The sequence below is a fragment of the Paenibacillus sambharensis genome (genome assembly GCF_003233845.1).
GTDB classification, from domain to species: Bacteria; Bacillota; Bacilli; order Paenibacillales; family Paenibacillaceae; genus Paenibacillus_I; species Paenibacillus_I sambharensis.
In genome coordinates, this window is sequence record NZ_QKRB01000063.1 from 29,577 (window position 1) to 55,016 (window position 25,440).

Here is a 25,440-nt window from a genome sequence, read left to right on the forward strand (position 1 = left end):
CAATCCGCCCTCTCCAGTTTGGCATTACGATGGAGGGATTACCCTGATACAGTTAGAAGGGATCAGCAAGCGCTATAAGAATGGTAAGCTCGTCACGACAGCGGTCGACGACGTATCCCTTACCATTAACAAGGGCGATATATTCGGCATCATCGGTCATTCCGGCGCCGGCAAGAGCACACTGATACGATGCGTCAACCTGCTGGAGCGTCCTACCGAGGGCAGGGTGATCGTCGGCGGAACCGACCTGACGGCACTGAAGTCAGGCATGCTGCAGGATGCGCGGAAGCGGATCGGCATGATTTTCCAGCACTTTAATCTGCTTACCACGGCTACTGTGCGGGCAAACGTCGCGTTCCCGCTGGAGCTGGCCAAGATGCCAAGAGCACAGATTCGCACTCGGGTGGACGAACTCCTGAAGCTCGTCGGTCTCAGCGAGCATGGCGACAAGTACCCGGCCCAGCTGTCGGGCGGACAGAAGCAGCGCGTTGGCATCGCCCGGGCACTGGCGAACAACCCGCATGTCCTGCTCTGCGATGAAGCGACTTCGGCGCTCGACCCGCAGACGACCAGCTCGATCCTGTCCCTGCTGCTCGACATTAACCGTCAGCTGGGGATCACGATCCTGCTCATCACCCATGAGATGAACGTCATCCGCTCGATCTGCAACCGGGTTGCCGTCATGGACCGGGGCCGTGTTGTTGAGACCGGCGATGTGCTGGATGTGTTCCTGAAGCCGCAGACGCAGGTTACGAAGGATTTTGTCGCGCAGGTCGCCGACACGATCGACCCCGGGCATTTCGATGACCGGCCGGAAGGCATTGTCGTCCGGGTGCATTTTATCGGAGAAGTGACGTACGAGCCTATCCTCTACGAGGAAGTGAAGAAGACAGGCGCCACCTTCGCGATTCTGCAGGGCACCGTCTCCCGGATGAAGGACACGCCTTACGGCCAACTCGTCGTCGAGCTGCGCGGCAGCGCGGCTGACACGGGCAGCGTGCTCGAAGGACTCCGCAAGCGCGGCCTTGATGTGGAGGTGATCGGATGAGAACACTGTCAGCCTACCAGGAATTCATCGACTATTTTGCCGAGATCAACTGGAAAGAAATCTGGCGTGGGAGTGAGCAGACGCTCCAGATGCTGGGCTGGTCCATGCTCTTCACCGTGCTGCTCGGCCTTGCGCTCGGCGTGCTGCTGTTCCTGACCACTCGCGGCCAGCTTCTGGAGAATAAGATTGTCTATACGGTCTTGTCCTATGTCATTAATATTTTGCGTTCGGTGCCGTTTATCATCCTGATGATCTCCATGATAGAACTGACCAAGGTCATAGTTGGCACGTCCATCGGGGTGAAGGGCGCCATCCCGCCGCTGGTCATTGCCGCAGCTCCCTTCTTCGCACGTCTTGTTGAGACGTCACTGCGCGAAGTGGACCGCGGAGTGATCGAAGCCGCGCAAGCGATGGGTGCTTCGAAGTGGACGATCATCTGGCGTGTGATGCTGCGCGAAGCCCGCACAGGTATTATAGCGGCTATCACGATTACGGCCGTTACCCTGGTCTCGTATACCGCTATGGCAGGCGCAATCGGCGCCGGCGGTCTCGGCGACCTTGCCATCCGCTACGGCTACCAGCGCTTCCGGCCAGATATTCTGGTCGTTACCGTCGGCCTGCTGATCGTGCTCGTGCAGCTGCTGCAAACGCTGGGCGACTGGCTCGTCCGCAGACTTACCCGCAAGTAAGAGGTTGTACTGGCAGAGTTCCGTTTCAATCCGGGTCCCTGCTGTTCAATAAATATAAACCATACTATATCCCATTACCGGATAGGAGGAGTTACATCATCATGAAAAAATCAATCGTACTCTTGTTCACCATCATCATGGCTTTCACCCTCGCCGCGTGCGGCGCAGGCGGCAAGGAAAACAACACAAACAATGCCGGAGCCGGCAACACAGGGGCTGGCACGAATCAAGGTACAGCTGAGCCCGCTCCTGCAACACCTGATGCAGAGCCTGTTAAGCTGAGCGTTGCTGCTACACCGGTTCCACATGCCGAGATCCTGAACTTCGTGAAGGATTCGCTGCTGGAGCAGGGCGTAGAGCTGGAAGTCGTTGAATTCACAGACTATGTACAGCCGAATGTACAGGTGTATGAGAAGCAGCTGGACGCAAACTTCTTCCAGCACGTGCCTTACCTGGAGCAGTTCAACTCCGAGAAGGGCTATGACCTTGTGAAGGTTAACGGTGTTCACATCGAGCCGATCGGCGCTTACTCCAACAAGATCAAGAGCCTGGACGAGCTGACTGACGGTGCCAAGGTTGCCATCCCGAACGATGCAACTAACGGCGGCCGCTCCCTCCTGCTGTTCGCAGCTAACGGGCTGATTACCTTGAAGGATGGTATTGGCGTGGAAGCTACAATCGCTGACATCGTAGACAACCCTAAGAACCTGGAATTCGTTGAACTTGAAGCAGCTACTCTGCCGCGTGTACTGGATGAAGTGGCACTGGCGGCAATCAACACGAACTATGCGCTTGAAGCCGGCCTGATGCCGACTGAAGATGCCATCATCATCGAGGACGCAAACTCTCCTTACGTGAACATTCTCGTTGCCCGTCCCGACAACAAAGACAGCGAAGCAATCCAGAAGCTGGCTGCTGCGCTGAATACGCAGGAAGTTAAACAGTTCATCGAAGAAACCTACAAAGGCGCTGTTGTTCCAGCATTCGAATAAGCCCAGCTTATTAAATGCAGATCAGCAACCCCAAGCATAACAAGAACCCCTTGGAAGCTGCCCGCGCAGCCGCCAAGGGGTTCTCTATGTTTAACTGAATTCTTGCGTTGTGGAATCCTGTCCCTGCTGTTACTTCGCTTCCGGACCGGCAGCCTCCACCATCCAGCCGAATGGATCGGCGATGCGGCCCTGCTGAATACCCGTCAAGGTATCGTACAGCTTCGCGGACAGCTCGCCCGTCTTGCCGCCATTGATGACAAGTGGATCATCCTGCCAGTTCAGCTCGCCGATCGGTGAAATCACGGCAGCTGTACCGGTACCAAAGGCTTCCTCCAGACGGCCATCACGGCCTGCTTCGTACAGCTCTTCAATCGTGATCGCCCGCTCGACAACCTCGATGTTCCAGTGGCGAAGCAGTTCAATGATCGACCGTCTGGTAATACCGGCCAGGATACTGCCGTTTAGAATCGGGGTGTGCACCTTGCCCTCCAGCTTGAAGAACACGTTCATGCTGCCGACTTCCTCGATATACTTGCGCTGCACCCCATCGAGCCACAGCACCTGCGTATAGCCCTTCGCCTTCGCCAGCTCCTGCGCCTTCAGACCGCCCGCGTAGTTGCCTGCTGTCTTCGCTTCGCCGACACCGCCTCTGACCGCGCGCACATAGTCGCATTCCACATAGATCTTGACCGGATTAACGCCTTCCGGGTAATAGGCGCCTACCGGTGACATGATGATGATGAACTGATACTCCAGGGACGGCGAAACGCCAAGCTCCGGTTCCGTTGCAATGACGAATGGACGGATATAAAGTGAGGTTCCTTCCTCGCTTGGAATCCAGTCCCGGTCCACTTCGATTAGCTTGCGGAGCGCTTCGATCGCGATCTCTCCATCCACATCAGGAACGCCGAGCCGCTCGTTGGAACGATTCATCCGTTCGAAATTCAGCTGCGGGCGGAATAACAGGATGCGGCCGTCATCCGTACGGTATGCCTTAAGGCCCTCGAAGATCGTCTGGCCGTAGTGAAACACCTTTGCTGCAGGGTCCAGTGCAATCGGCTGATAGGGAATAACACGTGGATCATGCCAGCCTCGGCCATCCGTGTAATTCATAATAAACATATGGTCGGTAAAATGCTTGCCAAAGCCCAGCTTGCCCTGCTCCGGTTTATTCTTCTTCTTGTCCGTCCGCTCAACTCTGATCAATTCCGTCATGCCCTGCAACGCCCCTTTGTGTTCTTGTTAATTGAATGCTACCACCATATCCGCTATATTGAAAATATCGGTTTTATTCTTTAATGATACCTTTAAGATATACTTCGTTGCTATAGACAGGATGTGAAATGTAATGGATCTGCGCCAGCTGAAATATTTCCTCACCGTCGCCCAGGAAGGCCAGGTAACAAGAGCCGCCAAGCTGCTCAACATGGAGCAGCCGCCCCTCAGCCGCCAGCTGCGGCTCATGGAAGAAGAACTCGGCGTCACCCTGTTCGACCGCAGCGGCAAGCGCTTCAAGCTGACCGAAGCAGGCGAGACACTGCGCCGGAAGGCGGAGTCCCTGCTGCTGCAGATGGACGAGACGATCCGCGAGGTGAAGGAGACGGATGAAGGCCTGCGCGGCAGGCTCTCGATCGGTTCTGTCGTCTCCTGTATCTCGCTGCTGCCGCAGCGCATTGAGCAGTTCCGTTCGCAGTACCCGCAGGTGACCTTCAAGATTCTCGAGGGCGATCACTTCTATCTCGGTGAGCAGCTGGAGAAGCGGACGATTGAGCTTGTCGTCGCCAGGCTGCCGTTCGAAGCCCATCTGGAAAGCGGCCGTTATGAGATTCTTCCGCTGCCTTCTGACCCGTTCGTAGCGGTCATCCCCAGCATCTGGACCGGGTTTGCCGGTGTCAGCGCCATTGATATGAAGGAGCTGGCCGACGTGCCCTTCCTGGCGCTGAAGACCGACCAGACGACACGCATGCACGAGCAGGTCATGAGCGAATGCAGGCGGCACGGCTTTGAGCCGAATATCGTATGCGAGTGCTCAAGCGTTGCCATTATCATGTCGCTGATCGCCGGCGGAATCGGTGCCACTATTTTCCCCAAATCTGTGATGACTTCATTCCCGTCTGACGTTGTCAAGATGCTGACGATCCGGGATGCGGACTTTCAGTCCGATGTCGGGATTCTATGGCAGAGGGACCGCTACCTGTCGAGGAGTGCCCGCCATTTCATCGACAGCTTCCGTAACATGACCTGATTGGCTGGTGCAGCCTGCACAGCTGAGACAGCCTCTATTGCAGCGCTCTTCCGGCTGAAGCACAGCCCCTGCCGGTTACCGGCAGGGGCTGGTACGCTCGAATGTACCTGTCGCATCCGGCTTATTTAAGCCCGTAACCCTTCGGCTATTGCTTCTGCGCACCCTCCGGCTGGCTATCCGCTGCTGGTGCATCCGTGCCATACGTCAGATGGCTGTCGAAGGACGGCTGCATTGGCACGATGTGGTAGAAGGTCTTGCCCGGGATGAATGGGAGCTCACTGCCGTCCTTCATGATCCGAATCACATCGTCGCCGCCCCGCTGCCATTCCGCTTCAATGACCTTGCCGCCCTGGAAGAGCATCGCTGGTCCACCGCTGTCAAGATCGACTGCCAGACGGCCCACGTTATCCAGTACCTGATGGGCAGCCCCCAGCACGACCAGATTGGTCGCCTTCAGCTGCTCACTATTGTTCATATCCACATGGGGCTCGTTATTAATCGAGCGCGCATACAGCCGGCTATCCGCTTCGTAAGCATAGGAGACCTTATAATTTTGCATTTGGAACATGATCTCCAGCTTGGTCGCATCCTCGCCCGCAGGCATGGCATCCTTCTCACTGAAGCGGTAGACCGGAATCGTCACCGACTCCTCATACTTCTTGCTCGCGGCACCTGTGCGGAGCTTCTCGATATCCGTGTACAGGTTGTGAGGCATCTTGCGCGATTTGTCCCGCCAGAAGTAACTGCCTGCGTTCGATATCTCATCCAGATACGGCTTCTTCTGCCGCTGCAGAATGGCGTAGGCGTCATTGCTGGCACCGGCATGCGAGATTATGGCTTGGTATGATTCAGCCAGATCAATCAGATACGGCCGAATGCTGCGTACCGGGCCGACCGGATCGGTAAACGTGTCGCTCTGGAATACCGCAATCAGCCTTGTAATACCGCCTTCAGCGAGTACCTCCCAAATCATATCGGCATGCGTAAGCCCCGACTGGGGGCGTGCTTTACTATGGTTGTTGATCATTACCGCTACCGGACGAATAGCCGGATCTGCCTGTGTAATCAGTCCTGTGAATGGCGCAACCGGCCCGGCCGGCCCCGGTTCGGCTGAAGACTCGTTGGTCGTGGCCTCATCCTCCTGAGGCGTCTGGGGAGGCTCTACAGGCTCACTTCCTTTGCCGCAGGACGACAGTACTATCGCAGCAGATACCGCGAGCAGCAGCATCAAGCGGATTCTTCGGGTTATTCCATTCAATACGATCCCTTTCCTTTCCATAGCCACATAGCTTCAGTTTCTTACATTAAACCATAGATAATGGGGTTTGTCCCTATTTGGAAACAAAAAAAGGACGCTCTCCGGCACCTCGCTGGCCGAACGTCCGCTTGTCATTATATACTCCAGTGATGCCACTCCTGCTGGCGCTTCCGGTGCCGGGCCAGCCATTCCACGGTGTGCTGGATTGCCTCTTCCTGATGTCTGCGCGTAGAGTACGTATGATCCGCCTGGAAAATAATTTCCTTGTCGCAGGTCCCCTCCTGACGGGTCCAGAGCACCTTCTGCAGCAGGAAGCTGTAGTCGGCCGGAATCACATCATCACTGGTTCCGTGCAGCAGCAGCACATCGCCGCTGAAACGTCTGGCTGCCTCGAACGGCTGATGCTCCGACAGCGATTCGAAGAATGCAGGCTGGAACGTATAACCGGCATAATCGGTGCCGCCCTTCTCAATCGCTTCATCATAGCCCTCACGCCCGATAATGCGGACGATATCATTGAACGGATACCCGACAGCCGACCAGAGGATGAGGCTGCGCACTCTCTTGTCCTTGACGGCCGTGAGCAGAGCTGTTGCCCCGCCAAGGCTGTGTCCCAGCAGCGTGATCCGGCTGACATCCACACAGTCCATATCATGCAGGTAATCAAGCGCTGTTCTCGTCTGGTCGATCATCGAGTCCAGGCCGAGCGCACCATAATCGCCCGTGCTCTCGCCGCAGCCCGCATAATCGAAGCGAAGCACATAGTAACCGGCATCCGACAGGGCTCTTGCAGTCTTCACGAACAAGCGGTCTACCCCAATACGGCTTCCGACAAAGCCATGGCAGATAATGACCGCCGGCGCCTTGCAGCCGTGCCGCTCGTCATCGATCCGGGGATAATGCAGCGTTGCCGCAAGCTCCAAGCCTTCGTGCCGCAGTACAATTGTCTTCTCCATGTTCCAATCATCCTCCCGAATATTACACGCCGGCCAGCCCTGCTGTACTGCCAGCGGTCATCCTTCTATCATTTATCCCTTGCGGGGAAGCTATACCAATCATTCATTTATAATTCCAATATGATTACTTGGATATAATCATATCGCCATTCTTCATCCCTGTCAATCCTTACCGGTCTAATTTTAGCTGACGGCAGCCACTGCACAAGAACAGGGATTTGAGCAGAAGCGCCCAAATCCCTGTGAAGTCTGCTTTACAGCCACACGGGCAAGGAGCACATTCAAGCTCCTTGCCCGTTCTTCTGACAACTTACCAGCGCTGCGGCGGCGGAGGAGGCGGTATATAACCGTCCCGCTCCCGGCGATCCGGCTGGATCGCGAGAACCAGTAGAATAAGTGCCGTAATCCAGTGCAGGATCATACCCACAATTGGGATGAATCCCAGCACCGAGGTTGCAATACCCGCCCCGCTGCCTACGATGCTTCTCTGGTCACGCAGACAGAGCACCAGCGTCACGATATGCAGGAAGAACATAACAAGCAGCGGCGTCCAGGCATTAGCAATAATGAAGGCGCCGCCGAGCAGAGGGATTCCCAGGAAAGCTTCTGCCAAACAGGTAATCCACAGCATAATTCTTGCCGGACTCATCTTTCATCTCCCCTTCACCTTAGGATTAATCGACTAACCCCAAGGTCATGTTCCCATTTCACCGTCCGCTAGCCTGCCAGCGGATAAAGTGTTACTTTACCATACGTATGAACTACAATCCGGTTACAATGGATTCCGGTGCAGGCGTCATTACGATGCAGACCGGCTTCGCTGTTTTGTAGGGAGGCCCTGCTGGCACTGCCAGTCCCTGATGATCAAGCCGCAGCACGACGATCGAATCCGTGTCCTGGTTAGCTGCCAGCACATATCTGCCGCCCGGTGCTACCGCAAAGTTGCGCGGCGTCATGCCGCCGGTCGATATATGGCCCACTGGCTTAAGGCGGCCGTCCTCCTCCAGCTCGTAGACAGCCAGGCTGTCATGGCCACGGTTCGAGGCATACAGATACTTGCCATCCACACTGAAGTGGATATCGGCAGCCGTGCTTTCCTTATCGAAGGACAGCGGCAGCATCGGGATCGTCTGCAGCTGTTCCCCTGTCACCTGCCCGCTCTCCTCATCCTTATTGAAGGAGAAGACTGTAACAGTGGAGCTAAGTTCCTCCAGCACATAGATCAGCGGCAGCTCACGGTGAAAACAAGCGTGACGCGGTCCCGCTCCCGGTGCGGATACAAGCTCGCCCGCGTGCTGAAATGCACCTGTCCCTAGATCGTTCGTATAGATGACGACACGGTCAGTGCCGAGATCCGGGACAATCCGGTAATCACCAGACGGATCACTGATGACCGAATGCGGATGCGGCTTCGTCTGGCGGTCCGGATGAATGCTGGCTCCCTCATGCTGCACAGTGTCCGTCATCGGCATGATGGCGCCGTCCTGCCCGATCGGAAACACGCATACGTTGCCGCCCTCATAGTTAACCGCATACAGCCAGTTTCCGCTCGGGTCCAGACTGAGATGACAGGCAGCTGCTCCCTTGGTAGACTGCCGATTCATCAGCTCCATTGCTCCGGTCTCCCGGTTCACATGAATCGCCACAACTTCTCCATCTTCATTCTCGCTTACCGCATACAGAATGTAACGCTTCTCGTCGAAAGCCAGGAACGATGGATTTGTAACCCCACAGGTCCCGCCGTGCTGTCTGAGCTTCCCCGTCTCAGAGTCAAACAACAGTACATTTATCCCCTGTTCTTCCGACGCTGCGTATGATCCCGTAAAAACCAGCCAGTACCGCTGGTCTGCCGATTCCATGCTGTTCTTAGTCAATCTTAACGCCTCCCTATCTCGTTATGTATCCATTCTTCCCTACTACCCGTCTGCCATTATTCTAAACGCATGCCCTACCTTCACTCTACCATTCCTGACGCTGCTATGAAAGGCAATCACCTATTTATGCCAATGCATTCCTGTTTCTTTTCAAACAAGCATCTCCCTGAGCAAACAATTCGACCTTCCGGAGCATGAACTGCTGTGAGGCCGGTATATACAGCAAAAGACTCCCGGACAAAAGAGAGGAATTCCTCAGTCATCCGGAAGTCTGATGTTGTCATTTAAACGGATATGGCATGCAGGATACGCGCTGCCCTTAAGGCGCCGTCTCCAGGAATTTCGTGGTCGGGTTCTTATCCATCGCAGTCCGCATTGCGTACTCATTCTCGAACAGCGCAACATAGTTGCCCTTCTTGTCCTTCACCAGCGTCGAGTTAATCCGGTACTTGGACGGGTCGACATTGTCATCGACGATCCAGCGTGCGAACTGGAATGTCATCCGGTGCAGCTGGATATCCACCCCGTACTCACCCTTCATCCGGTACTCGAACACCTCGAACTGCAGCTGGCCCACAACGCCGAGAATCGTCTCTTCAAAACCGCTGGTCGTATGGAACACCTGGATGGTGCCCTCCTCTGTCAGCTGGTCGATCCCCTTCTGGTACTGCTTGTGCTTCAGCGCGTTCTTGACGGTTACCTTGGCGAAAATCTCCGGCGAGAACGTTGGCAGCTCGTCGAAGACCACTTCCTTGCCCTGCGACAGTGAATCGCCGATCCGGAAGATTCCGGGATCGAACAAGCCGACAATGTCGCCAGGATAAGCGGATTGTACAATGTCACGGTCCTGCGCCAGGAACTGCTGCGGCTGCGACAGCTTGATCTCCTTGCCAGCGCGCACATGCTTGACGCTCATCCCGCGGTCGAACCGTCCCGAGCAGACCCGCAGGAATGCGATCCGGTCACGGTGAGCCGGGTTCATATTCGCCTGGATTTTGAAGATATAGCCGCTGAACTTCTCCGATACCGGCTCGATCTCCCCATCGGTCGACTTGCGCGGTGTTGGAGAGGGCGCAAGCTGCAGGAAGTTCTCCAGGAACGTCTGCACGCCGAAGTTATTAACCGCACTGCCGAAGAAGACTGGCGTCAGCTCGCCGCGGCGCACCTTCTCATAGTCGAACTGGTCGCCGGCAACATCCAGCAGCTCCAGGTCCTGCTTCAGCTGGTCATGCATGAACTCCCCGGCCATCTCGCGGATGATTGGATCGTTATAGTCCTCCACCTTGCGAACCTCAATCTTGGTATGGTCCTTGCCCTGGAACAGCTCAACCTGATTCTTCATCCGGTCATAGACGCCGCACAGGTCCCGGCCCATGCCGATTGGCCAGTTCATGGGAACGGACCGGATGCCGAGAACCCGCTCAATCTCTTCCATCAGATCGAACGGGCTCTGGCCTTCACGGTCCAGCTTGTTAATGAAGGTGAAGATCGGAATGCCGCGCTTGCTGCATACCTGAAACAGCTTGATCGTCTGCGCCTCGACGCCCTTGGCGACGTCGATCAGCATGACCGCGCTGTCGGCGGCTGTCAGCGTCCGGTAGGTGTCCTCACTGAAGTCCTGGTGGCCAGGGGTATCCAGAATGTTGACCCGGTGTCCGCTGTAGTCGAACTGCATAACACTGGAAGTAACCGAGATGCCGCGCTGCTTCTCGATTTCCATCCAGTCGGATGTGGCATGGCGGCTGGCCTTGCGGGCCTTGACCGTGCCGGCTTCGCGGATAGCTCCCCCGAACAGGAGGAGCTTCTCGGTAAGGGTTGTTTTACCCGCGTCCGGGTGGGAGATGATCGCAAACGTGCGTCTGCGATCGACTTCTGATTTTATTTCTTCCGTTAACGGTTTACTCATCGTGTTATCCCTTCATCTTAAGCATTGGCGATCAGGAAGGCCCTCGCCGGCGCGCCATCGATACCCGTAAGCTTGAGCGGGGCGATGACCATGAAATACGTGCCCGGCAGAACATCCTTCAGCCGGAGCCCTTCCGCGATAATGATATTGTTGCGGAACAGCGGGCGGTGCGTTGTATATTCCGGCTGCGAACGCTCGATGCCGAGCGAATCGATCCCCACGCCGCGGATGCCCGCTTCGATCAGGTAGCGTGCGCCGTCTTCCTTCACATAGATAAATTCCGGGTCGAATGCATCGGTGAACGAATTCTTCGTCTTCAGCAGCACCCATTCGCCCTTCTGCAGGTTGTGCGGCTCCAGATCCTCACGCGTAATGCCGTCCTCGACATGCGTCAGGTCCAGCACCCGGCAGGTGCCGACGAGCTGCTCCAGCCCGATCGTCTCAACCGTAGCGCCATCCTCCAGCATATGCAGCGGCGCATCAATATGCGTGCCGCCGTGGCAGTCTACGTCGATCCGTGTTTCATGCGTCTTGCCCGTTTGAAAATTCGAGGAGTTGTAGATCTTCGGCTTCTTCTCCTCTTTATTCTTGTAGACAGGCATGCTGTCTTCAATAGTCATGGAAATATCGATAATCTTGAACATCGTGGAGTCCTCCTCCTTATTTGCCCGAGTTGCTGATCCAGACGACGTTGTCTTCTTCCTGTCCGTTAACCGGCCACCAGTGGTACCCGTCTTCCGCCAGCAGTCTGTCAGCCTGCTGCGGTCCCCAAGAGCCTGCAGCGTACTGCATCAGATCAGAAGTCGATTCCCGCCATGCGGCAGCAATCTTGTCCACGAACGTCCAGGCATGGGACACTTCATCCCAGCGGGTGAAGTAAGTCGAGTCGCCCTGCACCGCATCATGGAGCAGCGTCTCGTACGCTTCCGGTGTGTTGATGCCCACCTGGCAGCTCTGGCAGAATTCCATCGCGACCGGCTGGATCTGCGAATCCGTACCCGGCTTCTTCGCGTTGATCTTGATGTAGATGCCCTCCATCGGATTAACGCGAATCACCAGCAGGTTCGGCTGCAGAGAATGCTTGCGGGAGAACAGCACGTTATCCGGCGCATTCTTGAACTCGATGACAACCTCGGTTGTCTTGACCGGCAGGCGCTTGCCTGTGCGGATGTAGAACGGCACACCGGCCCAGCGGAAGTTGTCCACGAATACCTTGGCTGCAAAATAAGTCTCCGTCGTCGATTCCGGATTCACAGAATCTTCCTGGCGGTAGCCCTTCAGCTCCTTGCCTCTCAGCGAGCCTTCGGCATACTGGCCGCGCACCACGCGCTTGCGAACATCATCAGACGACGCAAACTGGCGAAGCGAGCGGAGCACCTTCACCTTCTCATCGCGGATATCCTCCGGATGCTCCCGGCTTGGCGGTTCCATGGCAATCATCGTCAGCATCTGCAGCATGTGGTTCTGGCCCATGTCGCGGAGAGCGCCTGACTTGTCATAGTACCCGCCGCGGTCTTCAACGCCCACGGTCTCGGACAGCGTGATCTGCACGTTGGCAATATGATCCCGGTTCCAGAGCGGCTCGAAGAAGGCGTTCGCGAAGCGGATGACCTCGATGTTCTGAACCATTTCCTTGCCCAGGTAGTGGTCGATCCGGTAGATCTCTTCTTCCTTGAACACCTGGCTAAGCTGCTCATTAAGCAGCTGTGCAGATGGCAGATCGTAGCCGAACGGCTTCTCGATGACCAGTCTGTGCCAGCCTGGCGACTGAAGCAGACCGCCTTCACGCAGGTTGAACGATACGGGTCCGAACAGCTCCGGCGCCAGCGCCAGGTAGAACAGGCGGTTGCCCTTGATCTCGAACTTGCGGTCCAGCTCCTCCGACAGTACATTCAGCTCGCGGAAGCCGTCCACATTGTTAATGTCGAGCGACATGTAGACAAAATGCTGGGCGAACCGGTTCCACAGCTCGGCATCGGTTGCCTTATAGCGGCAGAACTCATTAATCGAATCATACAGGTCGCTGCGGAATTGGTCGTTCGTCCGGGGACGGCGGGCCAGTCCAACAACAGCGAAATCTTCTGCAAGCTTGCCTTCTTTATACAGGCTGAACAGCGCCGGGAAAAGCTTGCGCTTAGCCAAATCTCCAGTTGCTCCGAACAGATAAAAAACGGCGCCGGATGGTGCCGGCATTTGCCCTTGATTGTATTGTTCTGTCATAATCCTCATTCTTTCCTTTATGTATTTTTAAGTATTGACAGACCGTCATTTCATGATATGTAGTTTAACATACTCGAATGAGAATCGCTATTAATGAGGCTATAAAAATAATTGATGAAGAATGCAAAAACCGTGAATATATCGGGAAAACCCGGGGATGAGTAAGAGCGCTTCCGGCAAGCTATGCGGCGACTTTCACTTCCCGTTATTGTTAGTGAGCACCTGCTATGGCACCCTGCTGTAATCTCCTGTGATAAGCGGCACGCCCCCTGTCAGCTGCCAGCGCCCCGCCGTGCTGTCCCAGTGAGAAGCAAGCTGCAGATTAACCTTATTTTCCCCACTGTACGTGAACAGCTTGAGCCCAGATGTAAAATAAACGTCGCTGGCTGTTCCGCCCCCGTCATAGGATTCCACTCTAATGGCATCCGCAGCTTCTGCAATCCGCTCGTATGATTCCGCCGTACGCGCTTCCCCGCGGAATGTCAGGCTTCGGGCCGCCGATGCATCCAGCAGGCCGTCGATGATGCTGATTTGCTGCAGAAATTCAGACCTGGGTAGCCCCGGGCTGCCTTCAAAGAGCAGGACAGAGCGGGATTCTGGCATTCCAGCTTCAGTCCCTGTATCACTGGACCAGCCAGCTTCTGCTGCGCTGACCTCTAATGTACTGACCACTGTTGTGCTGGCCGCAGATGGGCTGCGCTCTGCGCTGTTAACCTCTGCTGGGCTGATGTCTGCTGTCTTGACCGCTGCTGTAATGCTCTCCATTGAGGTGCGCTCGACTGCACTTCTCTCTGCTGTGCCGATCCATGCTGTGCTGCTCTTGGCTGCACTAACCCTTGCCGGGCCGCCTTTTTCTGACGCGCTGCTCTTGGCTGCACTTCTCTCTGCTGTGTCGATCTCTGCTGTACTGCTCTCTTCTGCGCCTTCCGGCAAGCCGGTACCAGCCTCCCGCCATAAGACCACGCGATGCAGCGGTCCGGCGTGCTCGGCCTTCTCGTCGCTTGTTGGCGTCAGCTCCAATTCCTTAATCAGCTCTGCGCTCTCCTCAGCTGTCAGGCTGCTGTCCCATCGGGCGGACCAGCCCGCCTTCTCCGAGCCTCCCGCCAATTCGTCATCCGCCCACCTCCACAGCCGGGCTGCATCCTCCGAGAGTATGCTCTCCATCCCCGGCGTCACAGAAGCGAGTCCTTCTTCGCCCGGCTGGCGGTTCATCCACACGGCTGCGGCCGCAGCAATAAGCAGTACAGCAAGTGCTATTATGGTGCCCTTGGGCTTGCCGCCGGCCGGGCGGTGCTGATCTTGCGGCCTCGTAATCAAGTGCTGCTCCACCTTATGTTTCCCCTCTTTCATCCTTGTCATAAGACATTTTGCCCGCATACTTGGGTGTCTGACCATACGCATATGCCCCTGGGTGAATACACTGACTGCAAGAAGCCTTACTGGAGGTGTAATAACCATCATGCAGCCTATCTACCCGCTTACTGAAGAGAGAATCCGCGGTTTCTGCGGCAATCTCGTCTGTGTTGTCATGCAGGATGGCACCAGGCATGTCGGCGTTCTCAGCACCTGCGGGGGCGGGAAGCTGACGCTAAATGGCGATGCCGCTCCTGTAACTCGGGGCCAATCGGCAGGAACCCTGAAGAAAAGCTCCAGGCTCAGCGGCCAAGGAACCCGCAAGGCCAGGAAGAAGAAGCGCAGCGGCAAGAAGTCCGGTTCCGCACAGACGCTTGCCTATCCTTACGGCTATGGCTATAGCGGTTACGGCTACCCCGGCGCCTACCCCTATGGTGCCGGTGCTGTCACGCTGGACCTCGCGCTGATCGCCCTGCTGCTGCTCGTTCTGTAGCAGACCGGGCAGCGCAGTGACCCGGTCATCGGTCACCCGGCCGCTGCGGCCGGGCATACATATCTGCCAGTCGGCATTGTCTGACGCAGCGAGACCGTGATTGACCACAGCCGAACCGAACGAAGCTCCCAGCGTGCGGTTCTCGGCTTCACATGACGGTGGTCAGCCACAACAGTAGAGGCCGCTTGGCACGGCCTGTTTTCCCTGGATCAGCCTGTCGCCCGCTTAAGGCTATATACGCGAACTTCATTTACATGACCGGCATGTCGATATACAGTTTAGGTTAAGTACTGGAATATAGACTCCCGGAGGTGAACACGTGATGAACATTCCACCCTTGCAGAGAGGCATTCACCCGCTTGGCACGTTCGATCCCATTCAGCCGGATTCCCCTCATGCAGGCAATCCGTACCGGAACCGGGACAAGCATACGCCGAGCCAGCCGGCCAGCAAGAATGCTCCCTGGTCGAGACAAGCCAGGCAGGCTGCTACAGGAGCAGCCACATGGCTGCAGGCTGCCATGGATGCCGAGGCCGCATTCCGGCTTGTAACCTCCCCGGCCACTTCGGCATGGGAGCAGCCGGTTGTTCAGACAAGCGACCCTGATTCGGTTACAGGAAGCGCCTTGGCTGATGCCGCCACCCGGCTTGTATTCGTTCAGGCCGAGCAGCTGGCTGTGGGCCAGATGAACAAAGGCTATACCCTGCCCAGGGACGGCAGTTCCATTGTTGAGCCCGGGCTGCATACCCTGCTTCTGACTGCCGGAGGGCAGTCCATCGAAGCCTCCGTCATGATCGCACCGGCCGATACCAACGCGCATGCGCTGGCCAAGATCCGCAGCGTCATACTGTCCGCCGGCATTGGGCTGACCGCCGAAGTGGAAGCGGACAAAGATGAACGCACGGTCCGGCTGGAGGTCACCGGTACGCTTACGGGAAGCGGTGAAAGCTTCTCCATTACTGACCACACCGGCAGTGCAGCCGCCTCAAGCGGCATACAGACCATTGCCAGAGAAGCCGGAGACGCCCGCTTCCGGATAGACGGCGGTCCGCCGGCCGATGCTCCTTCCAATACAGTAAGCCTATATGCCGGGACCGTGAAGCTGACCTTCCATAAGATCACCGAGCACCCCGTTAAGGTCGAGATCGGGCCGGATTTGAAGGCGGTAGCCGGGCAGCTGGAGGAGGCTGTTCTGAGACTTGCGGCACTCGCTGGCGTATTTGACCGCTTTGCCGGCTACCTGCATGACAGCCTGCCGGGCAGGCTTGAAGCAGCCGTCTTCACCGGTGAGGCCGCTCAGCTCGGCATCTCGAAGAACGAGAACGGCCATGCTCTGCTGAATACCAGCCTGCTGATCGAGCTGGCCGAAGTCTCACCAGAGCTTGTCAGATTTCAGATGCGGGATGAGACCGGCTGGGCGGAGAACGTCCACCGGCTGCTGCAGCAGTTCCGCGAGCTGCCTGTCGTGGAGCTGCTTGATCCCAATGCCCCGGCACTATCCGGCTACACGCTCTACAGGCCGGGACGGGAAGTGCACTGGCAGCTACCGACCTATGGCCTGGTCGTCAATGATCTGTCCTAACCAGATCCTGACCGGGTCCTGACTGGAGTCAAGCTCCCGTGGAATATGAAGATCAGATGAACAAAGTACAGCCTTTACAAGCACGGTGCCGGTTGGCTCTCAGGTGTCTTGTAAAGGCTGTTTGGTTTGGCGTATGACAGCTTCAATTCATATGGCGGCTGCAGCGTATCTATTCGTGCAGCGGACCCAGCAGTAGAGCTGTCACCTCGGCGCCCGCTTCTGCACCTTCCGGGCCTGCGGGTATGCGGACAAGCGCATTAGCCTCAGGCAGGGAGGCCATCATGCTCGACTTATTGAAGGCGAGCAGTTCAGCCGTCCACAGGCCGTCCCGCTCTCCAAGAACCGCCCGTACATACCGGTCGTGCGGAGAGCCCTTGCGGACTGCTGCGCCGAGGCGGGCATTGACTGTCCGGTGCAGCGGCGAACTGCTGCCCTGCATCCGGCGGAGAGCCGGGCGAACGAACAGCTCGAAGCCGACATGACAGGCCCCAGGGTTGCCGGACAATGCCCACAGCGGCTTCCCGTTCACCATCGCTGCCGACGTAGGGCTTCCGGGCCGCATGGCTACCTTGTCAAATAACAGGCCGTGTCCTGCGCCTCTCGGGACTGCACCTTGACCCGGCAGTTCAAGCTGCGCGCCTTCCCGGACCACAGCTCCCAGCAAATCATGCGCCGCGCCCTCTGGATCTTCAGCCCCCGCACGAGTAGCGGCTGCGCCGCGCAGATTCCTCATGATGACGGCCATGACGTCATAATCGCCGACCGATACACCGCCGGTCGTAATGACTGCGTCGGCCTCATCCAGGGCGGCTTCGAGCGCGAGCGATACGGCCGCCGGGTCGTCGGCAATGTGGCCGAGCGGGATCGCTTCGCCGCCGCAGCTCTCCACCAGCGCGGCGATCATCGCGCTGTTGCTGTCGCGGATGCGGCCCGGTGCAAGCGGAGCCCCGACCGGCAGCAGCTCTGTTCCGGTCGCGAAGATGGCCACACGCGGCCGCCTGTGCACCTGCACCTCGGCATAGCCGAAGGTGCCGAGGTGCGCGATGTGGCCGGGCCCGAGCCGTGTACCGGGCCTGGCGATCACCGCGCCGCAGCGGAACTCTTCTCCGCGCGGCGCTACGTTCTGGCCCGGGACAGCGGGTGCTTTCACCAGCACCGCCTGGGCCCCGGGCTCTGCTGCTTCAGCGGTCTGCTCCAGCATGACGACCGCATCCGCTCCTGCAGGCACCGCCGCGCCGGTCATAATGCGCACGGCTGTGCCCGGCTGCACAGTCCCGGCGTAGACCTGTCCCGCCGCGACCGTGCCAGTCACACGCAGCACCGCTGGCTGCTCAGCGGTCGCCTGCGCCGTATCCGCGGCATGGACCGCATACCCGTCCATTCCCGCGCGCGCGAAGGGCGGCCAGTCCACAGTCGCTTCGCATGACTGTGCCAGATACCGGCCGCCGCAGCGCCACAGCGCAGCTGTCTCCGGAGGAAGCGGCTGTACCGCTTCCAGCACTCTCCGCTGCGCTTCGGCGACCTTCACGGCGCGGCGGTTAAACCGCGCCTCTCCCTGCAAACTCAAGATCTCCCTGCCTCCTTCGGCTTCCCGGCAGGGAACCCCCTGCCCGTTCCCTTGCCGCTCACGGGCAGAATCCGCTACAATTACGCAGAGGTGAACGAATGAAGAAGCCTGCCAATTGGACTATTGTTATGATTGTACTGTCCATTGCCGCTGTCATGGCCGGACAAGCCTTAACCAACCTGATTCCTAACGCATCGCCCATTGGGTGGAGCATTGGGTTGCTGCTGCTGATGGGCGGAGCCTTTGCCGCTTCCTCAACGTTCCGGAACGATGAAGATGAATAGCCGCCTGATTCTGCATGCAGCCTATCCCGCTTCCTGTCTATCTATCAGTTTAGCAGAAAGCAGCAGTTCATGAAATGACCAGCAGGCTAAGCAGCCCTTCAGCCCATTGCCTTCTGTCTGATATGCCCTGCTTCCACCCGCCGCCTCCATCAAAAATAAAAACCGGCCCGCCAACCCGCGAACCGGTCACATCTATGTATTAGTCAAAACTTAGTCAAAGCTTATATAAAAGTAATGCCCTGCCCTGATAACACTCAGCCAGTATATTGGAGGAACTGCCTATGCCTCAACCTGCTCTCCATCCGCCCGTCATTCAGATTGTCGGCTACAAGAACAGCGGCAAAACCACTCTGCTCTGCAGGCTCGTAGAGCGTCTTAAGGCTGACAGGCTTACTGTCGGCACGGTCAAGCACGACGCGCATGATTTTACCATGGATCAACCCGGTACCGATACGTGGCAGCATCAGCAGGCTGGTGCCGATCTGACCGCTATCTCGTCCTCCCGAAGAACTGCCTGGCTCATGAACCGGCCCGCAGAGCTTCAGGAGCTGCTTGCTGGCATGCATGGGGTTGATCTGGTGCTCGCCGAAGGCTTTAAAACAGCTCCCTACCCCAAGCTCATCCTGCTCCGCCAGGAGTCCGACCTAGAGCTTCTCCAGCTGGCGAATGTCACTGCCGCCGTACAGTGGCCTTCTTTTTCCGCTGAACGAATCCCGGCAAGTCCCGGCCTTCCTGTCTTCCCTATAGATGGCATTGAGCCGCTGTACCGCCTTGTTCGCACCCTCGCAGGCATCTAACCTGTACGGTGACTTACTCCTCGGCTATTCCATGCTTATGAGCATAAATGGCCGCCTGCGTCCGGTCATCGACCTCCAGCTTCGCCAGAATATTTGTGATATGATATTTCACCGTCTTGATGCCGATGAAGAGATCGTCAGCGATTTCCTGATTCGGCTTGCCCTTAGCCAGCAGCTGCAGCACTTCCATCTCCCGTTCGGTCAGGTCTTCATGCAGCGGCTTCTGCTCCGGCTTCTTCGGCTCGCGGAAGCGGCTCATCATTTTGACCGCTACCTGCTGCTCCAGTACCGATTGTCCGCGGGCAGCCGCACGGATGGCATCAGCAATTTCGTTCGCTCGGGAGGTTTTGAGGAGATAAGAGAACGCACCCGCCTCGAGCACCGGATACATTTTACTGTCGTCTATGAAGCTTGTGAGCACAATAACGCGGCATTCCGGATAGAGCTCCAGCAGCTTGCGGGTCGTCTCCACGCCGTCCATGCCCTCCATAACCAGATCCATCAGCACGACATCGGGCTTGTAAGCCTGAGCAAGACGAATGCCATCCTGTCCGTTGCTCGCCTCGCCGACCACCTCAATGCCTTCCTCTGTATCAAGCACAGCGGCCAGACCAATCCGTACCATCTCATGATCATCAACAAGCAGCACCTTAATAGGCTCTTCCATCCTACACACCTTCTCCTCTTTCGCTCAAAATAACCGGCACCCAGACCTCGATGCTCGTGCCTTCACCCGGAGCCGACACAATCTGGAACGATCCGCCCATTTCCGTTACACGCTCTTCCATCGTCAAGAGCCCGTATGACGTCTGCTTCTTCTCCTCCAGGTCAAAACCGACTCCATCATCGCGCAGCGTCAGCCTCACCTGATGGCCGTAAACATGCAGCCCAATCTCCATCTTCTCGGCCTTCGCATGACGCAGCGTATTCGACAGCGCCTCTTGCACGATCCGGAACAGATGGTCTTCCACCTGCGGCATCATAACGACCGATTCATCCATATCTAGTGAGATGGCCATCGGTACCTTCTGCTTTAATTCTTCCAGCAGCGCTTCCAGCGCCTGCGGCAGATTCTTGCCCTCCAGATGGACCGGACGCAGGTGAAGCAGCAGCGCACGCATTTCGGACTGGGCGACCGAGGCCATTTCCTCGATAAGCTCAACCTGGCGCTTGGCACGTTCAAAATCCTTATCCAGCGTCCGCTTCACCGCAGTTGCTGTCATGGATATGGCGAACAGCTGCTGACTTACCGCGTCATGCAGCTCGCGGGCAAGCCGCTGACGTTCCTCAATGACAGCGGAGAACTTCACTTTCTCCGTTCTGACCTTCTCCTCCAGTGTTTCTTCTTCATCCTGCCCAGTATCATCCCGGTCCGTAATCGTGACGGAGCGCCGCTTCCACCGCTGCTGCTCGGCCAGACGCAGCAAGGTTTCCTTCAGCTTCAGGTTCTGCAGATAGCCGTATATAGCAGCCGCGACAAGCCCCAGACCAATAACCGATAAGACGATCGCCGCCGCTTTACCCTGCAGGAAAAAAATCTGAACAACGCCCATTCCCTGCAGCACTAATACAAGCAGCCCCGTAATAATAAGCAGCCAGATCATCGTCTCTGCTATGTTCGGCTTCATCGATTTAGTCGGCTTCATGGGCGGCTTAACGGGCTTCGGATGTTCCATTGGCGCGGGTGGCGCTGACGGTGAATGAATCTCTGTCTGTCCGTCGGCCATCTCTTGATCCCCCTTCATGAGGCTGCAAGCAGCCATCTCTATGTGTACTTCAGCCATCTATGCGGCTGAAGCTCACACGGATGGCGATTTGTATTATGTATGGGCAGCATGACTGCTGATTATCCTATATAACGAACCTGGACAACCCAAAGTTTCAAACCATATATTGACTTCCTGCACGGCCTGGCTGACATGAGACAGCCGCGGCTGCCGGTAAGGCACACCGCGGCATGTTCTCCGCCTATTCCCCACATCTATACGCCAGGGTACACCGTGCAAGGATTATTCTTGATCAGTTGTTTTATTTAGCGACGGACCACCCAGCTTGCTCTTAAGCGCTTGAAGCTGCTCTTCGACCTTCATCTGCTTCTCCGCATCTGCAGCACTGTACAGAGGTGTTGAGGAGCTTCTCAGCATGCCGGGAACACGGAGCACATCTGCTTCGGCTTCCATCTGCATGATTTTCTCTTCCATCCGGTTGAAGCCTCTCGAAGCATTGCCGCTTTCGATGGAATGCGTGCTGCTGATCTGCGACATCTGCTTCTGAGCCTTTGCCATCTGGGCACGGGCTGCCAGCTCGTTGCGCTTGTTGCGCAGCTGATAGAACTCTTCCTTCATCTCATGCAGCTGAGCCATCAGCTCATCCGCCTGTGTTTTGGCCTGTGCATGCAGATCACTGTACTCCGAAGTCTTCTGGTCGAAGAAAATTTTCTCCTCCAGCATCTTCCGTGCCAGCTCTTCATGACCGCCGCGCATAGCCTGCTCCGCCTTGCTCTCACGATCCATTGCACTGCGTGCCGCTTCTTCATAGCGCTGTCTCATGCGGCGCTCATTGGCCATTTGCTTGGCTACCGTTACCTCAGCCTGATGAATCTCACTTTCCATATCCCGAATGTATTGGTTCAGCATAACAACCGGGTCTTCCATCTTATCCAGAAGATCGTGCATCGAAGCCTTTGTCATATCTTTCATGCGTTTAAAAATTCCCATTGTGTTATTCTCCCTTCTCGTATTTCGCGAGTTTAGCTTTCAATTCTTCAAGTTCTCTGCGGAGTGCTTTCTTCTCCAGATCATCCATCATGGAATCAAGGTCGCCGGGACGAGGAGGCTGGCTGTGCTGACCTTGTGCACTGTTGCCCTGCCAATTGTTCCAGCCAGGGCCTTGCTGATTCGGGTTTTGGCTGTAGTAGCCGCCGCCTGGCGCCTGATAACCGCCACCGCCGCCATAGCCGCCAGCACCACCGCCGCCGTAACCAGGGCCGCCGCCATAACCGTTGTAGCCGCCCTGCCCGAAGTTGTTATACATATTCGGTTCCTTTGGCACTACGAGTGCCGCCAGGATGTAGACTAATATGAACGCTCCGCTTGTAAACACGGCCAGAACAATAGCCAGGATTCGGATGAGTGTTGCATCTACGCCCATTGCATCCGACAGTCCGCCGCACAAGCCGAACAGCTTCTTATCCCGCGTGGACCGGTACAATTTTCTCAAGTGATTCACCCCTCCTTCTCAAGTTTACGCTTAAGCTGCTCCAATTCCCGCTCGATTGCCGATTGAGCCGAGCTGCTTGACTGCATGCCGTAATCCTGCCCTGCCCGGCGAAGATCACGCAAGCTTCTAGCCTCATGCTCCATATCGCTGATACGGTCATCCAGCTTGCGGAACATGCCTTCCGGCTGGCCGCCAGGGCCGCCGCCATAATAACGCTGGTTCATCCGCTGCTGAAGCCGGAGCGACTCCATACGTGCCGCATAAAACTCACGTTTATCATAGACCGATTGATACTCGCTGCGCAGCTCGCGCAGCAGATCTTCAAGCTCGCTCACATTTTGCTGGGCTTGCTCATATAGCTCTTTATATTGAGCCGCATTCTGCTCATGGCTTGCTTTTTCCTGCAGGGCAATCCGGGCAATATGCTCCTCACCGGCTTTTAACGCCGTGATTGCCTGCTGCTCTCTCTTCTCTCTCTGCTGCTCGGCCTGCAGCCACTGCATCTTCAAGTGGTTAGCGTGACCGGCATACTGCTGGTACAGCTTCTCAGCCTGGATGATCTCTTCACGGGTTGACCACAAGAACTGATCAATTAACCGGACCGGATCTTCCGCTTTCTCCAATCGCTCGTTCAATGTTGCTACTGTGATATCTCGTACGCGCCGCATTAAGCTCATCTTTATATCCTCCGATTCCTTTAACGTTTGCTATCAGTACGCCCGGTTCTTGTTCTTAAACAAGGACACTCCGCCGACGATCAAAGCAATTGCGATCAGAAGCATAATCAGGCCGGACAGCTTGGCAAGCAAGGAGATCAATCCGATTGTGAGTAAAATCGCTCCGATTATCTTCTTATCATTCTTCATCCCCAAGATACCAAGACCGATCAGGATGAAGGGGAAGATTAAACCGAAGATGGGGCCAAGCGAGAAGCCAAATATCCTCAATACCAACCATCCTCCACAAAATACGAGCACTGCACCAATTGCTGTTTTACTATTCATGTATGCTCACCGCCTTTCCCTTCGTTGTATGTCGTTTGCTTATGTTCTTATTGTAGGTGAGATTAGGATTTTGCAAAACCGACCTGCGTCGGTTTCTGATCCTGGACCTTGGACGGGGAAGGCTGGACCAGCAGTCTTAGTGCAGCTCAGACCTCCTTCCGGATACAGCAGCCTGCAAGGGGAAACATAAAGGGAACAAACAAAAAAGCTCCCTGAAATGTTACATTTCAGAGAGCACTGTAGGTTATATGTAATGGTACCGGCGAGAGGACTCGAACCTCCACCCTTTCGGACTCGATTTTGAGTCGAGCGCGTCTGCCATTCCGCCACGCCGGCTTAAATAAAAAAAAATGGCGTGCCCTAAGAGATTCGAACTCCTGACCTTTTGATTCGTAGTCAAACGCTCTATCCAGCTGAGCTAAGGGCACACGTTGTAAAAAATAGTGGAGGCGCCACCCAGATTCGAACTGGGGGTAAAGCTTTTGCAGAGCTCTGCCTTACCACTTGGCTATGGCGCCAAACAAAAAAAATGGAGCGGAAGACGGGAATCGAACCCGCGACCCTCGCCTTGGCAAGGCGATGCTCTACCGCTGAGCCACTTCCGCGTTAATGGCTGGGGATCTAGGATTCGAACCTAGGCATGACGGAGTCAAAGTCCGTTGCCTTACCGCTTGGCTAATCCCCAACATTTTAGATTTAGTTGTAATATGGGGCGATCGATGGGACTTGAACCCACGAATGCCGGAGCCACAATCCGGTGCGTTAACCCCTTCGCCACGACCGCCATACTATTCAATTGGCAGGGGCAGCAGGAATTGAACCCACACTAACGGTTTTGGAGACCGCTGTTCTACCTTTAAACTATGCCCCTAAGGTAAACTGGTGGAGGATGATGGATTCGAACCACCGAACTCGTCAGAGAACAGATTTACAGTCTGCTGCGTTTGGCCACTTCGCTAATCCTCCATGGTGGTGCCGGCGAGAGGACTTGAACCCCCAACCTACTGATTACAAGTCAGTTGCTCTACCAATTGAGCTACACCGGCATATGCAATTCCTTAAAACTTACATGGTGGCTCGGGACGGAATCGAACCGCCGACACGAGGATTTTCAGTCCTCTGCTCTACCAACTGAGCTACCGAGCCATGATGGTAATGGCGGAGCTGACGGGATTCGAACCCGCGGTCTCCTGCGTGACAGGCAGGCATGTTAGGCCTCTACACCACAGCTCCAGAGTATGGACTTCGGAATAACTCCGATGGTAAAGTTGGTTGCGGGGGCAGGATTTGAACCTGCGGCCTTCGGGTTATGAGCCCGACGAGCTACCGGGCTGCTCCACCCCGCGTCGTTTGAACTACCAAGTTAGCTAACCATCTTGGTGATTCTATATGGTGGACGCTGACGGGATCGAACCGCCGACCCTCTGCTTGTAAGGCAGATGCTCTCCCAGCTGAGCTAAGCGTCCTTGTTTCAGTGAAGCGACATTTAATATATTACCACATCGCCTTGTCTGAAGTCAAGCTTTTTTTAAAATCTTTTCTGAATAGCTTAAATGGTGACCCGTAGGGGATTCGAACCCCTGTTACCTCCGTGAAAGGGAGGTGTCTTAACCCCTTGACCAACGGGCCATACTGGCGGAGAGCGAGGGATTCGAACCCTCGATACGCGGTTAACGTATACACGATTTCCAATCGTGCTCCTTCGACCACTCGGACAGCTCTCCAGAAATGGCTCCCCGAACAGGACTCGAACCTGTGACAACTCGATTAACAGTCGAGTGCTCTACCAACTGAGCTATCGGGGAACAATATAAAGTTGTTACTTTCAGGATGTTACACCCTGAAAACCGGATGCGAATGAAGTTGTAGAACTTAGCTGGTTTGTTTGTTCTTAATAGGATAAGCCCTCGACCGATTAGTATTCGTCAGCTGCACGCATTGCTGCGCTTCCAC

Annotated in this window: 24 protein-coding genes and 16 tRNA genes; 8 read left to right on the plus strand and 32 right to left on the minus strand. The window is 56.1% G+C overall.

The genetic code is table 11. From position 1 onward, the window contains the following. Positions 1–43: 43 nt before the first annotated feature. The 3 genes from DNH61_RS25850 to DNH61_RS25860 all read left to right on the plus strand — a co-directional run bounded on the left by DNH61_RS25850 (position 44) and on the right by DNH61_RS25860 (position 2,729). Entirely contained in the window at positions 44–1,048 is a 1,005-nt protein-coding gene (locus tag DNH61_RS25850; RefSeq protein ID WP_111149869.1) for a methionine ABC transporter ATP-binding protein, read from the plus strand. Positions 1,049–1,074: 26 nt separating this feature from the next. Continuing rightward, complete coding sequence (locus tag DNH61_RS25855) at positions 1,075–1,737, plus strand: methionine ABC transporter permease (protein ID WP_220036963.1); 663 nt, start codon at positions 1,075–1,077, stop codon at positions 1,735–1,737. 101 nt (positions 1,738–1,838) lie between these two features. Continuing rightward, complete coding sequence (locus tag DNH61_RS25860; protein ID WP_111149849.1) at positions 1,839–2,729, plus strand: MetQ/NlpA family ABC transporter substrate-binding protein; 891 nt, start codon at positions 1,839–1,841, stop codon at positions 2,727–2,729. Positions 2,730–2,858: 129 nt separating this feature from the next. Here DNH61_RS25860 and DNH61_RS25865 read toward each other — a convergent pair whose 3' ends face one another. Next, positions 2,859–3,944, minus strand: coding sequence for a branched-chain amino acid aminotransferase (locus DNH61_RS25865; protein WP_111149850.1), 1,086 nt, complete (start codon positions 3,942–3,944; stop codon positions 2,859–2,861). Positions 3,945–4,077: 133 nt separating this feature from the next. Between DNH61_RS25865 and DNH61_RS25870 the strand changes: the two genes are divergently transcribed. Then, on the plus strand, positions 4,078–4,974 hold the full coding sequence (locus DNH61_RS25870) for a LysR family transcriptional regulator (RefSeq protein ID WP_111149851.1): 897 nt from the start codon (positions 4,078–4,080) through the stop codon (positions 4,972–4,974). A gap of 145 nt (positions 4,975–5,119) precedes the next feature. Here DNH61_RS25870 and DNH61_RS25875 read toward each other — a convergent pair whose 3' ends face one another. The 8 genes from DNH61_RS25875 to DNH61_RS25910 all read right to left on the minus strand — a co-directional run bounded on the left by DNH61_RS25875 (position 5,120) and on the right by DNH61_RS25910 (position 14,517). Then, positions 5,120–6,253, minus strand: coding sequence for a DUF3048 domain-containing protein (locus DNH61_RS25875; protein ID WP_245948336.1), 1,134 nt, complete (start codon positions 6,251–6,253; stop codon positions 5,120–5,122). Positions 6,254–6,366: 113 nt separating this feature from the next. Further along, on the minus strand, positions 6,367–7,188 hold the full coding sequence (locus DNH61_RS25880; RefSeq protein ID WP_111149852.1) for an alpha/beta hydrolase: 822 nt from the start codon (positions 7,186–7,188) through the stop codon (positions 6,367–6,369). A gap of 310 nt (positions 7,189–7,498) precedes the next feature. Next, positions 7,499–7,837: a hypothetical protein gene (locus tag DNH61_RS25885; protein WP_111149853.1), complete on the minus strand. Its 339-nt coding sequence runs from the start codon at positions 7,835–7,837 to the stop codon at positions 7,499–7,501. Between the two features lie 112 nt (positions 7,838–7,949). After that, positions 7,950–9,062: a lactonase family protein gene (locus DNH61_RS25890; RefSeq protein WP_111149854.1), complete on the minus strand. Its 1,113-nt coding sequence runs from the start codon at positions 9,060–9,062 to the stop codon at positions 7,950–7,952. A gap of 319 nt (positions 9,063–9,381) precedes the next feature. Next, positions 9,382–10,968, minus strand: a complete 1,587-nt coding sequence (locus DNH61_RS25895) for a peptide chain release factor 3 (RefSeq protein ID WP_111149855.1) — start codon at positions 10,966–10,968, stop codon at positions 9,382–9,384. Positions 10,969–10,985: 17 nt separating this feature from the next. Continuing rightward, positions 10,986–11,612 (minus strand): cyclase family protein, encoded by a 627-nt coding sequence (locus DNH61_RS25900; RefSeq protein ID WP_111149856.1) that lies wholly within the window; start codon positions 11,610–11,612, stop codon positions 10,986–10,988. A 16-nt stretch (positions 11,613–11,628) separates the two neighbouring features. Next, entirely contained in the window at positions 11,629–13,188 is a 1,560-nt protein-coding gene (zwf, locus tag DNH61_RS25905; RefSeq protein ID WP_245948337.1) for a glucose-6-phosphate dehydrogenase, read from the minus strand. 225 nt (positions 13,189–13,413) lie between these two features. After that, positions 13,414–14,517 (minus strand): hypothetical protein, encoded by a 1,104-nt coding sequence (locus tag DNH61_RS25910; protein ID WP_111149857.1) that lies wholly within the window; start codon positions 14,515–14,517, stop codon positions 13,414–13,416. A 130-nt stretch (positions 14,518–14,647) separates the two neighbouring features. On the opposite strand from DNH61_RS25910, the gene DNH61_RS26590 reads away from it, so the two are divergent. Both DNH61_RS26590 and DNH61_RS25920 read left to right on the plus strand, forming a co-directional pair. Beyond that, a complete protein-coding gene (locus DNH61_RS26590) occupies positions 14,648–15,034 on the plus strand; it encodes a hypothetical protein (protein ID WP_181438891.1) in 387 nt (128 codons plus the stop codon). A 322-nt stretch (positions 15,035–15,356) separates the two neighbouring features. After that, positions 15,357–16,616 carry a hypothetical protein gene (locus tag DNH61_RS25920; protein WP_111149858.1) on the plus strand — a complete coding sequence of 420 codons (1,260 nt, stop codon included), beginning with the start codon at positions 15,357–15,359 and terminating at the stop codon, positions 16,614–16,616. 169 nt (positions 16,617–16,785) lie between these two features. Here DNH61_RS25920 and DNH61_RS25925 read toward each other — a convergent pair whose 3' ends face one another. After that, positions 16,786–18,183, minus strand: a complete 1,398-nt coding sequence (locus DNH61_RS25925) for a molybdopterin molybdotransferase MoeA (protein WP_245948338.1) — start codon at positions 18,181–18,183, stop codon at positions 16,786–16,788. Positions 18,184–18,281: 98 nt separating this feature from the next. Between DNH61_RS25925 and DNH61_RS25930 the strand changes: the two genes are divergently transcribed. Next, positions 18,282–18,467, plus strand: coding sequence for a hypothetical protein (locus tag DNH61_RS25930; RefSeq protein ID WP_111149860.1), 186 nt, complete (start codon positions 18,282–18,284; stop codon positions 18,465–18,467). A 281-nt stretch (positions 18,468–18,748) separates the two neighbouring features. Next, positions 18,749–19,264, plus strand: coding sequence for a molybdopterin-guanine dinucleotide biosynthesis protein B (mobB, locus tag DNH61_RS25935; protein ID WP_111149861.1), 516 nt, complete (start codon positions 18,749–18,751; stop codon positions 19,262–19,264). 13 nt (positions 19,265–19,277) lie between these two features. On the opposite strand, the gene DNH61_RS25940 is transcribed toward mobB, so the two are convergent. From DNH61_RS25940 to DNH61_RS26045, 22 genes are all read right to left on the minus strand, one after another. Further along, a complete protein-coding gene (locus DNH61_RS25940; RefSeq protein WP_111149862.1) occupies positions 19,278–19,931 on the minus strand; it encodes a response regulator in 654 nt (217 codons plus the stop codon). 1 nt (position 19,932) lies between these two features. After that, positions 19,933–20,991 carry a sensor histidine kinase gene (locus DNH61_RS25945; protein ID WP_245948339.1) on the minus strand — a complete coding sequence of 353 codons (1,059 nt, stop codon included), beginning with the start codon at positions 20,989–20,991 and terminating at the stop codon, positions 19,933–19,935. Between the two features lie 282 nt (positions 20,992–21,273). Further along, positions 21,274–21,981, minus strand: a complete 708-nt coding sequence (locus DNH61_RS25950; protein WP_111149863.1) for a PspA/IM30 family protein — start codon at positions 21,979–21,981, stop codon at positions 21,274–21,276. Positions 21,982–21,985: 4 nt separating this feature from the next. Further along, positions 21,986–22,492: a PspC domain-containing protein gene (locus tag DNH61_RS25955; protein WP_342771483.1), complete on the minus strand. Its 507-nt coding sequence runs from the start codon at positions 22,490–22,492 to the stop codon at positions 21,986–21,988. After that, positions 22,489–23,160: a PspA/IM30 family protein gene (locus DNH61_RS25960; RefSeq protein ID WP_111149865.1), complete on the minus strand. Its 672-nt coding sequence runs from the start codon at positions 23,158–23,160 to the stop codon at positions 22,489–22,491. The genes DNH61_RS25955 and DNH61_RS25960 overlap by 4 nt, the downstream gene beginning before the upstream one ends. Positions 23,161–23,193: 33 nt before the next feature. Continuing rightward, positions 23,194–23,487, minus strand: a complete 294-nt coding sequence (locus DNH61_RS25965) for a LiaF transmembrane domain-containing protein (RefSeq protein WP_111149866.1) — start codon at positions 23,485–23,487, stop codon at positions 23,194–23,196. Positions 23,488–23,741: 254 nt separating this feature from the next. Continuing rightward, positions 23,742–23,823, minus strand: a tRNA-Leu gene (locus tag DNH61_RS25970). Positions 23,824–23,838: 15 nt separating this feature from the next. Continuing rightward, positions 23,839–23,915: transfer RNA gene (locus DNH61_RS25975), tRNA-Arg, on the minus strand. 16 nt (positions 23,916–23,931) lie between these two features. Then, positions 23,932–24,005: transfer RNA gene (locus DNH61_RS25980), tRNA-Cys, on the minus strand. A 12-nt stretch (positions 24,006–24,017) separates the two neighbouring features. Next, a tRNA-Gly gene (locus tag DNH61_RS25985) sits at positions 24,018–24,092 on the minus strand. A 5-nt stretch (positions 24,093–24,097) separates the two neighbouring features. Next, positions 24,098–24,172 (minus strand) — tRNA-Gln (locus tag DNH61_RS25990). A 23-nt stretch (positions 24,173–24,195) separates the two neighbouring features. Beyond that, positions 24,196–24,271 (minus strand) — tRNA-His (locus DNH61_RS25995). A 13-nt stretch (positions 24,272–24,284) separates the two neighbouring features. After that, a tRNA-Trp gene (locus tag DNH61_RS26000) sits at positions 24,285–24,358 on the minus strand. Positions 24,359–24,367: 9 nt separating this feature from the next. Further along, a tRNA-Tyr gene (locus DNH61_RS26005) sits at positions 24,368–24,453 on the minus strand. A gap of 4 nt (positions 24,454–24,457) precedes the next feature. Further along, positions 24,458–24,533: transfer RNA gene (locus DNH61_RS26010), tRNA-Thr, on the minus strand. Between the two features lie 24 nt (positions 24,534–24,557). Continuing rightward, positions 24,558–24,633, minus strand: a tRNA-Phe gene (locus DNH61_RS26015). A 10-nt stretch (positions 24,634–24,643) separates the two neighbouring features. Next, positions 24,644–24,720 (minus strand) — tRNA-Asp (locus DNH61_RS26020). A 36-nt stretch (positions 24,721–24,756) separates the two neighbouring features. Beyond that, positions 24,757–24,833: transfer RNA gene (locus tag DNH61_RS26025), tRNA-Met, on the minus strand. 44 nt (positions 24,834–24,877) lie between these two features. Then, positions 24,878–24,953: transfer RNA gene (locus DNH61_RS26030), tRNA-Val, on the minus strand. Positions 24,954–25,041: 88 nt separating this feature from the next. Beyond that, positions 25,042–25,116: transfer RNA gene (locus tag DNH61_RS26035), tRNA-Glu, on the minus strand. 4 nt (positions 25,117–25,120) lie between these two features. Continuing rightward, a tRNA-Ser gene (locus tag DNH61_RS26040) sits at positions 25,121–25,211 on the minus strand. A gap of 5 nt (positions 25,212–25,216) precedes the next feature. Next, a tRNA-Asn gene (locus DNH61_RS26045) sits at positions 25,217–25,292 on the minus strand. Between the last annotated feature and the right edge of the window lie 148 nt (positions 25,293–25,440).

Bases quoted from the DNA above. Each gene is read 5' to 3' on its own strand.
- DNH61_RS25860 (WP_111149849.1), top strand. From the start codon at position 1,839: ATGAAAAAATCAATCGTACTCTTGTTCACCATCATCATGGCTTTCACC.
- DNH61_RS25865 (WP_111149850.1), bottom strand. From the start codon at position 3,944: ATGACGGAATTGATCAGAGTTGAGCGGACGGACAAGAAGAAGAATAAA.
- DNH61_RS25870 (WP_111149851.1), top strand. From the start codon at position 4,078: ATGGATCTGCGCCAGCTGAAATATTTCCTCACCGTCGCCCAGGAAGGC.
- DNH61_RS25875 (WP_245948336.1), bottom strand. From the start codon at position 6,253: ATGGAAAGGAAAGGGATCGTATTGAATGGAATAACCCGAAGAATCCGC.
- DNH61_RS25880 (WP_111149852.1), bottom strand. From the start codon at position 7,188: ATGGAGAAGACAATTGTACTGCGGCACGAAGGCTTGGAGCTTGCGGCA.
- DNH61_RS25885 (WP_111149853.1), bottom strand. From the start codon at position 7,837: ATGAGTCCGGCAAGAATTATGCTGTGGATTACCTGTTTGGCAGAAGCT.
- DNH61_RS25895 (WP_111149855.1), bottom strand. From the start codon at position 10,968: ATGAGTAAACCGTTAACGGAAGAAATAAAATCAGAAGTCGATCGCAGA.
- DNH61_RS25900 (WP_111149856.1), bottom strand. From the start codon at position 11,612: ATGTTCAAGATTATCGATATTTCCATGACTATTGAAGACAGCATGCCT.
- zwf (WP_245948337.1), bottom strand. From the start codon at position 13,188: ATGACAGAACAATACAATCAAGGGCAAATGCCGGCACCATCCGGCGCC.
- DNH61_RS26590 (WP_181438891.1), top strand. From the start codon at position 14,648: ATGCAGCCTATCTACCCGCTTACTGAAGAGAGAATCCGCGGTTTCTGC.
- DNH61_RS25920 (WP_111149858.1), top strand. From the start codon at position 15,357: ATGAACATTCCACCCTTGCAGAGAGGCATTCACCCGCTTGGCACGTTC.
- DNH61_RS25930 (WP_111149860.1), top strand. From the start codon at position 18,282: ATGAAGAAGCCTGCCAATTGGACTATTGTTATGATTGTACTGTCCATT.
- mobB (WP_111149861.1), top strand. From the start codon at position 18,749: ATGCCTCAACCTGCTCTCCATCCGCCCGTCATTCAGATTGTCGGCTAC.
- DNH61_RS25940 (WP_111149862.1), bottom strand. From the start codon at position 19,931: ATGGAAGAGCCTATTAAGGTGCTGCTTGTTGATGATCATGAGATGGTA.
- DNH61_RS25945 (WP_245948339.1), bottom strand. From the start codon at position 20,991: ATGGCCGACGGACAGACAGAGATTCATTCACCGTCAGCGCCACCCGCG.
- DNH61_RS25950 (WP_111149863.1), bottom strand. From the start codon at position 21,981: ATGGGAATTTTTAAACGCATGAAAGATATGACAAAGGCTTCGATGCAC.
- DNH61_RS25960 (WP_111149865.1), bottom strand. From the start codon at position 23,160: ATGAGCTTAATGCGGCGCGTACGAGATATCACAGTAGCAACATTGAAC.
- DNH61_RS25965 (WP_111149866.1), bottom strand. From the start codon at position 23,487: ATGAATAGTAAAACAGCAATTGGTGCAGTGCTCGTATTTTGTGGAGGA.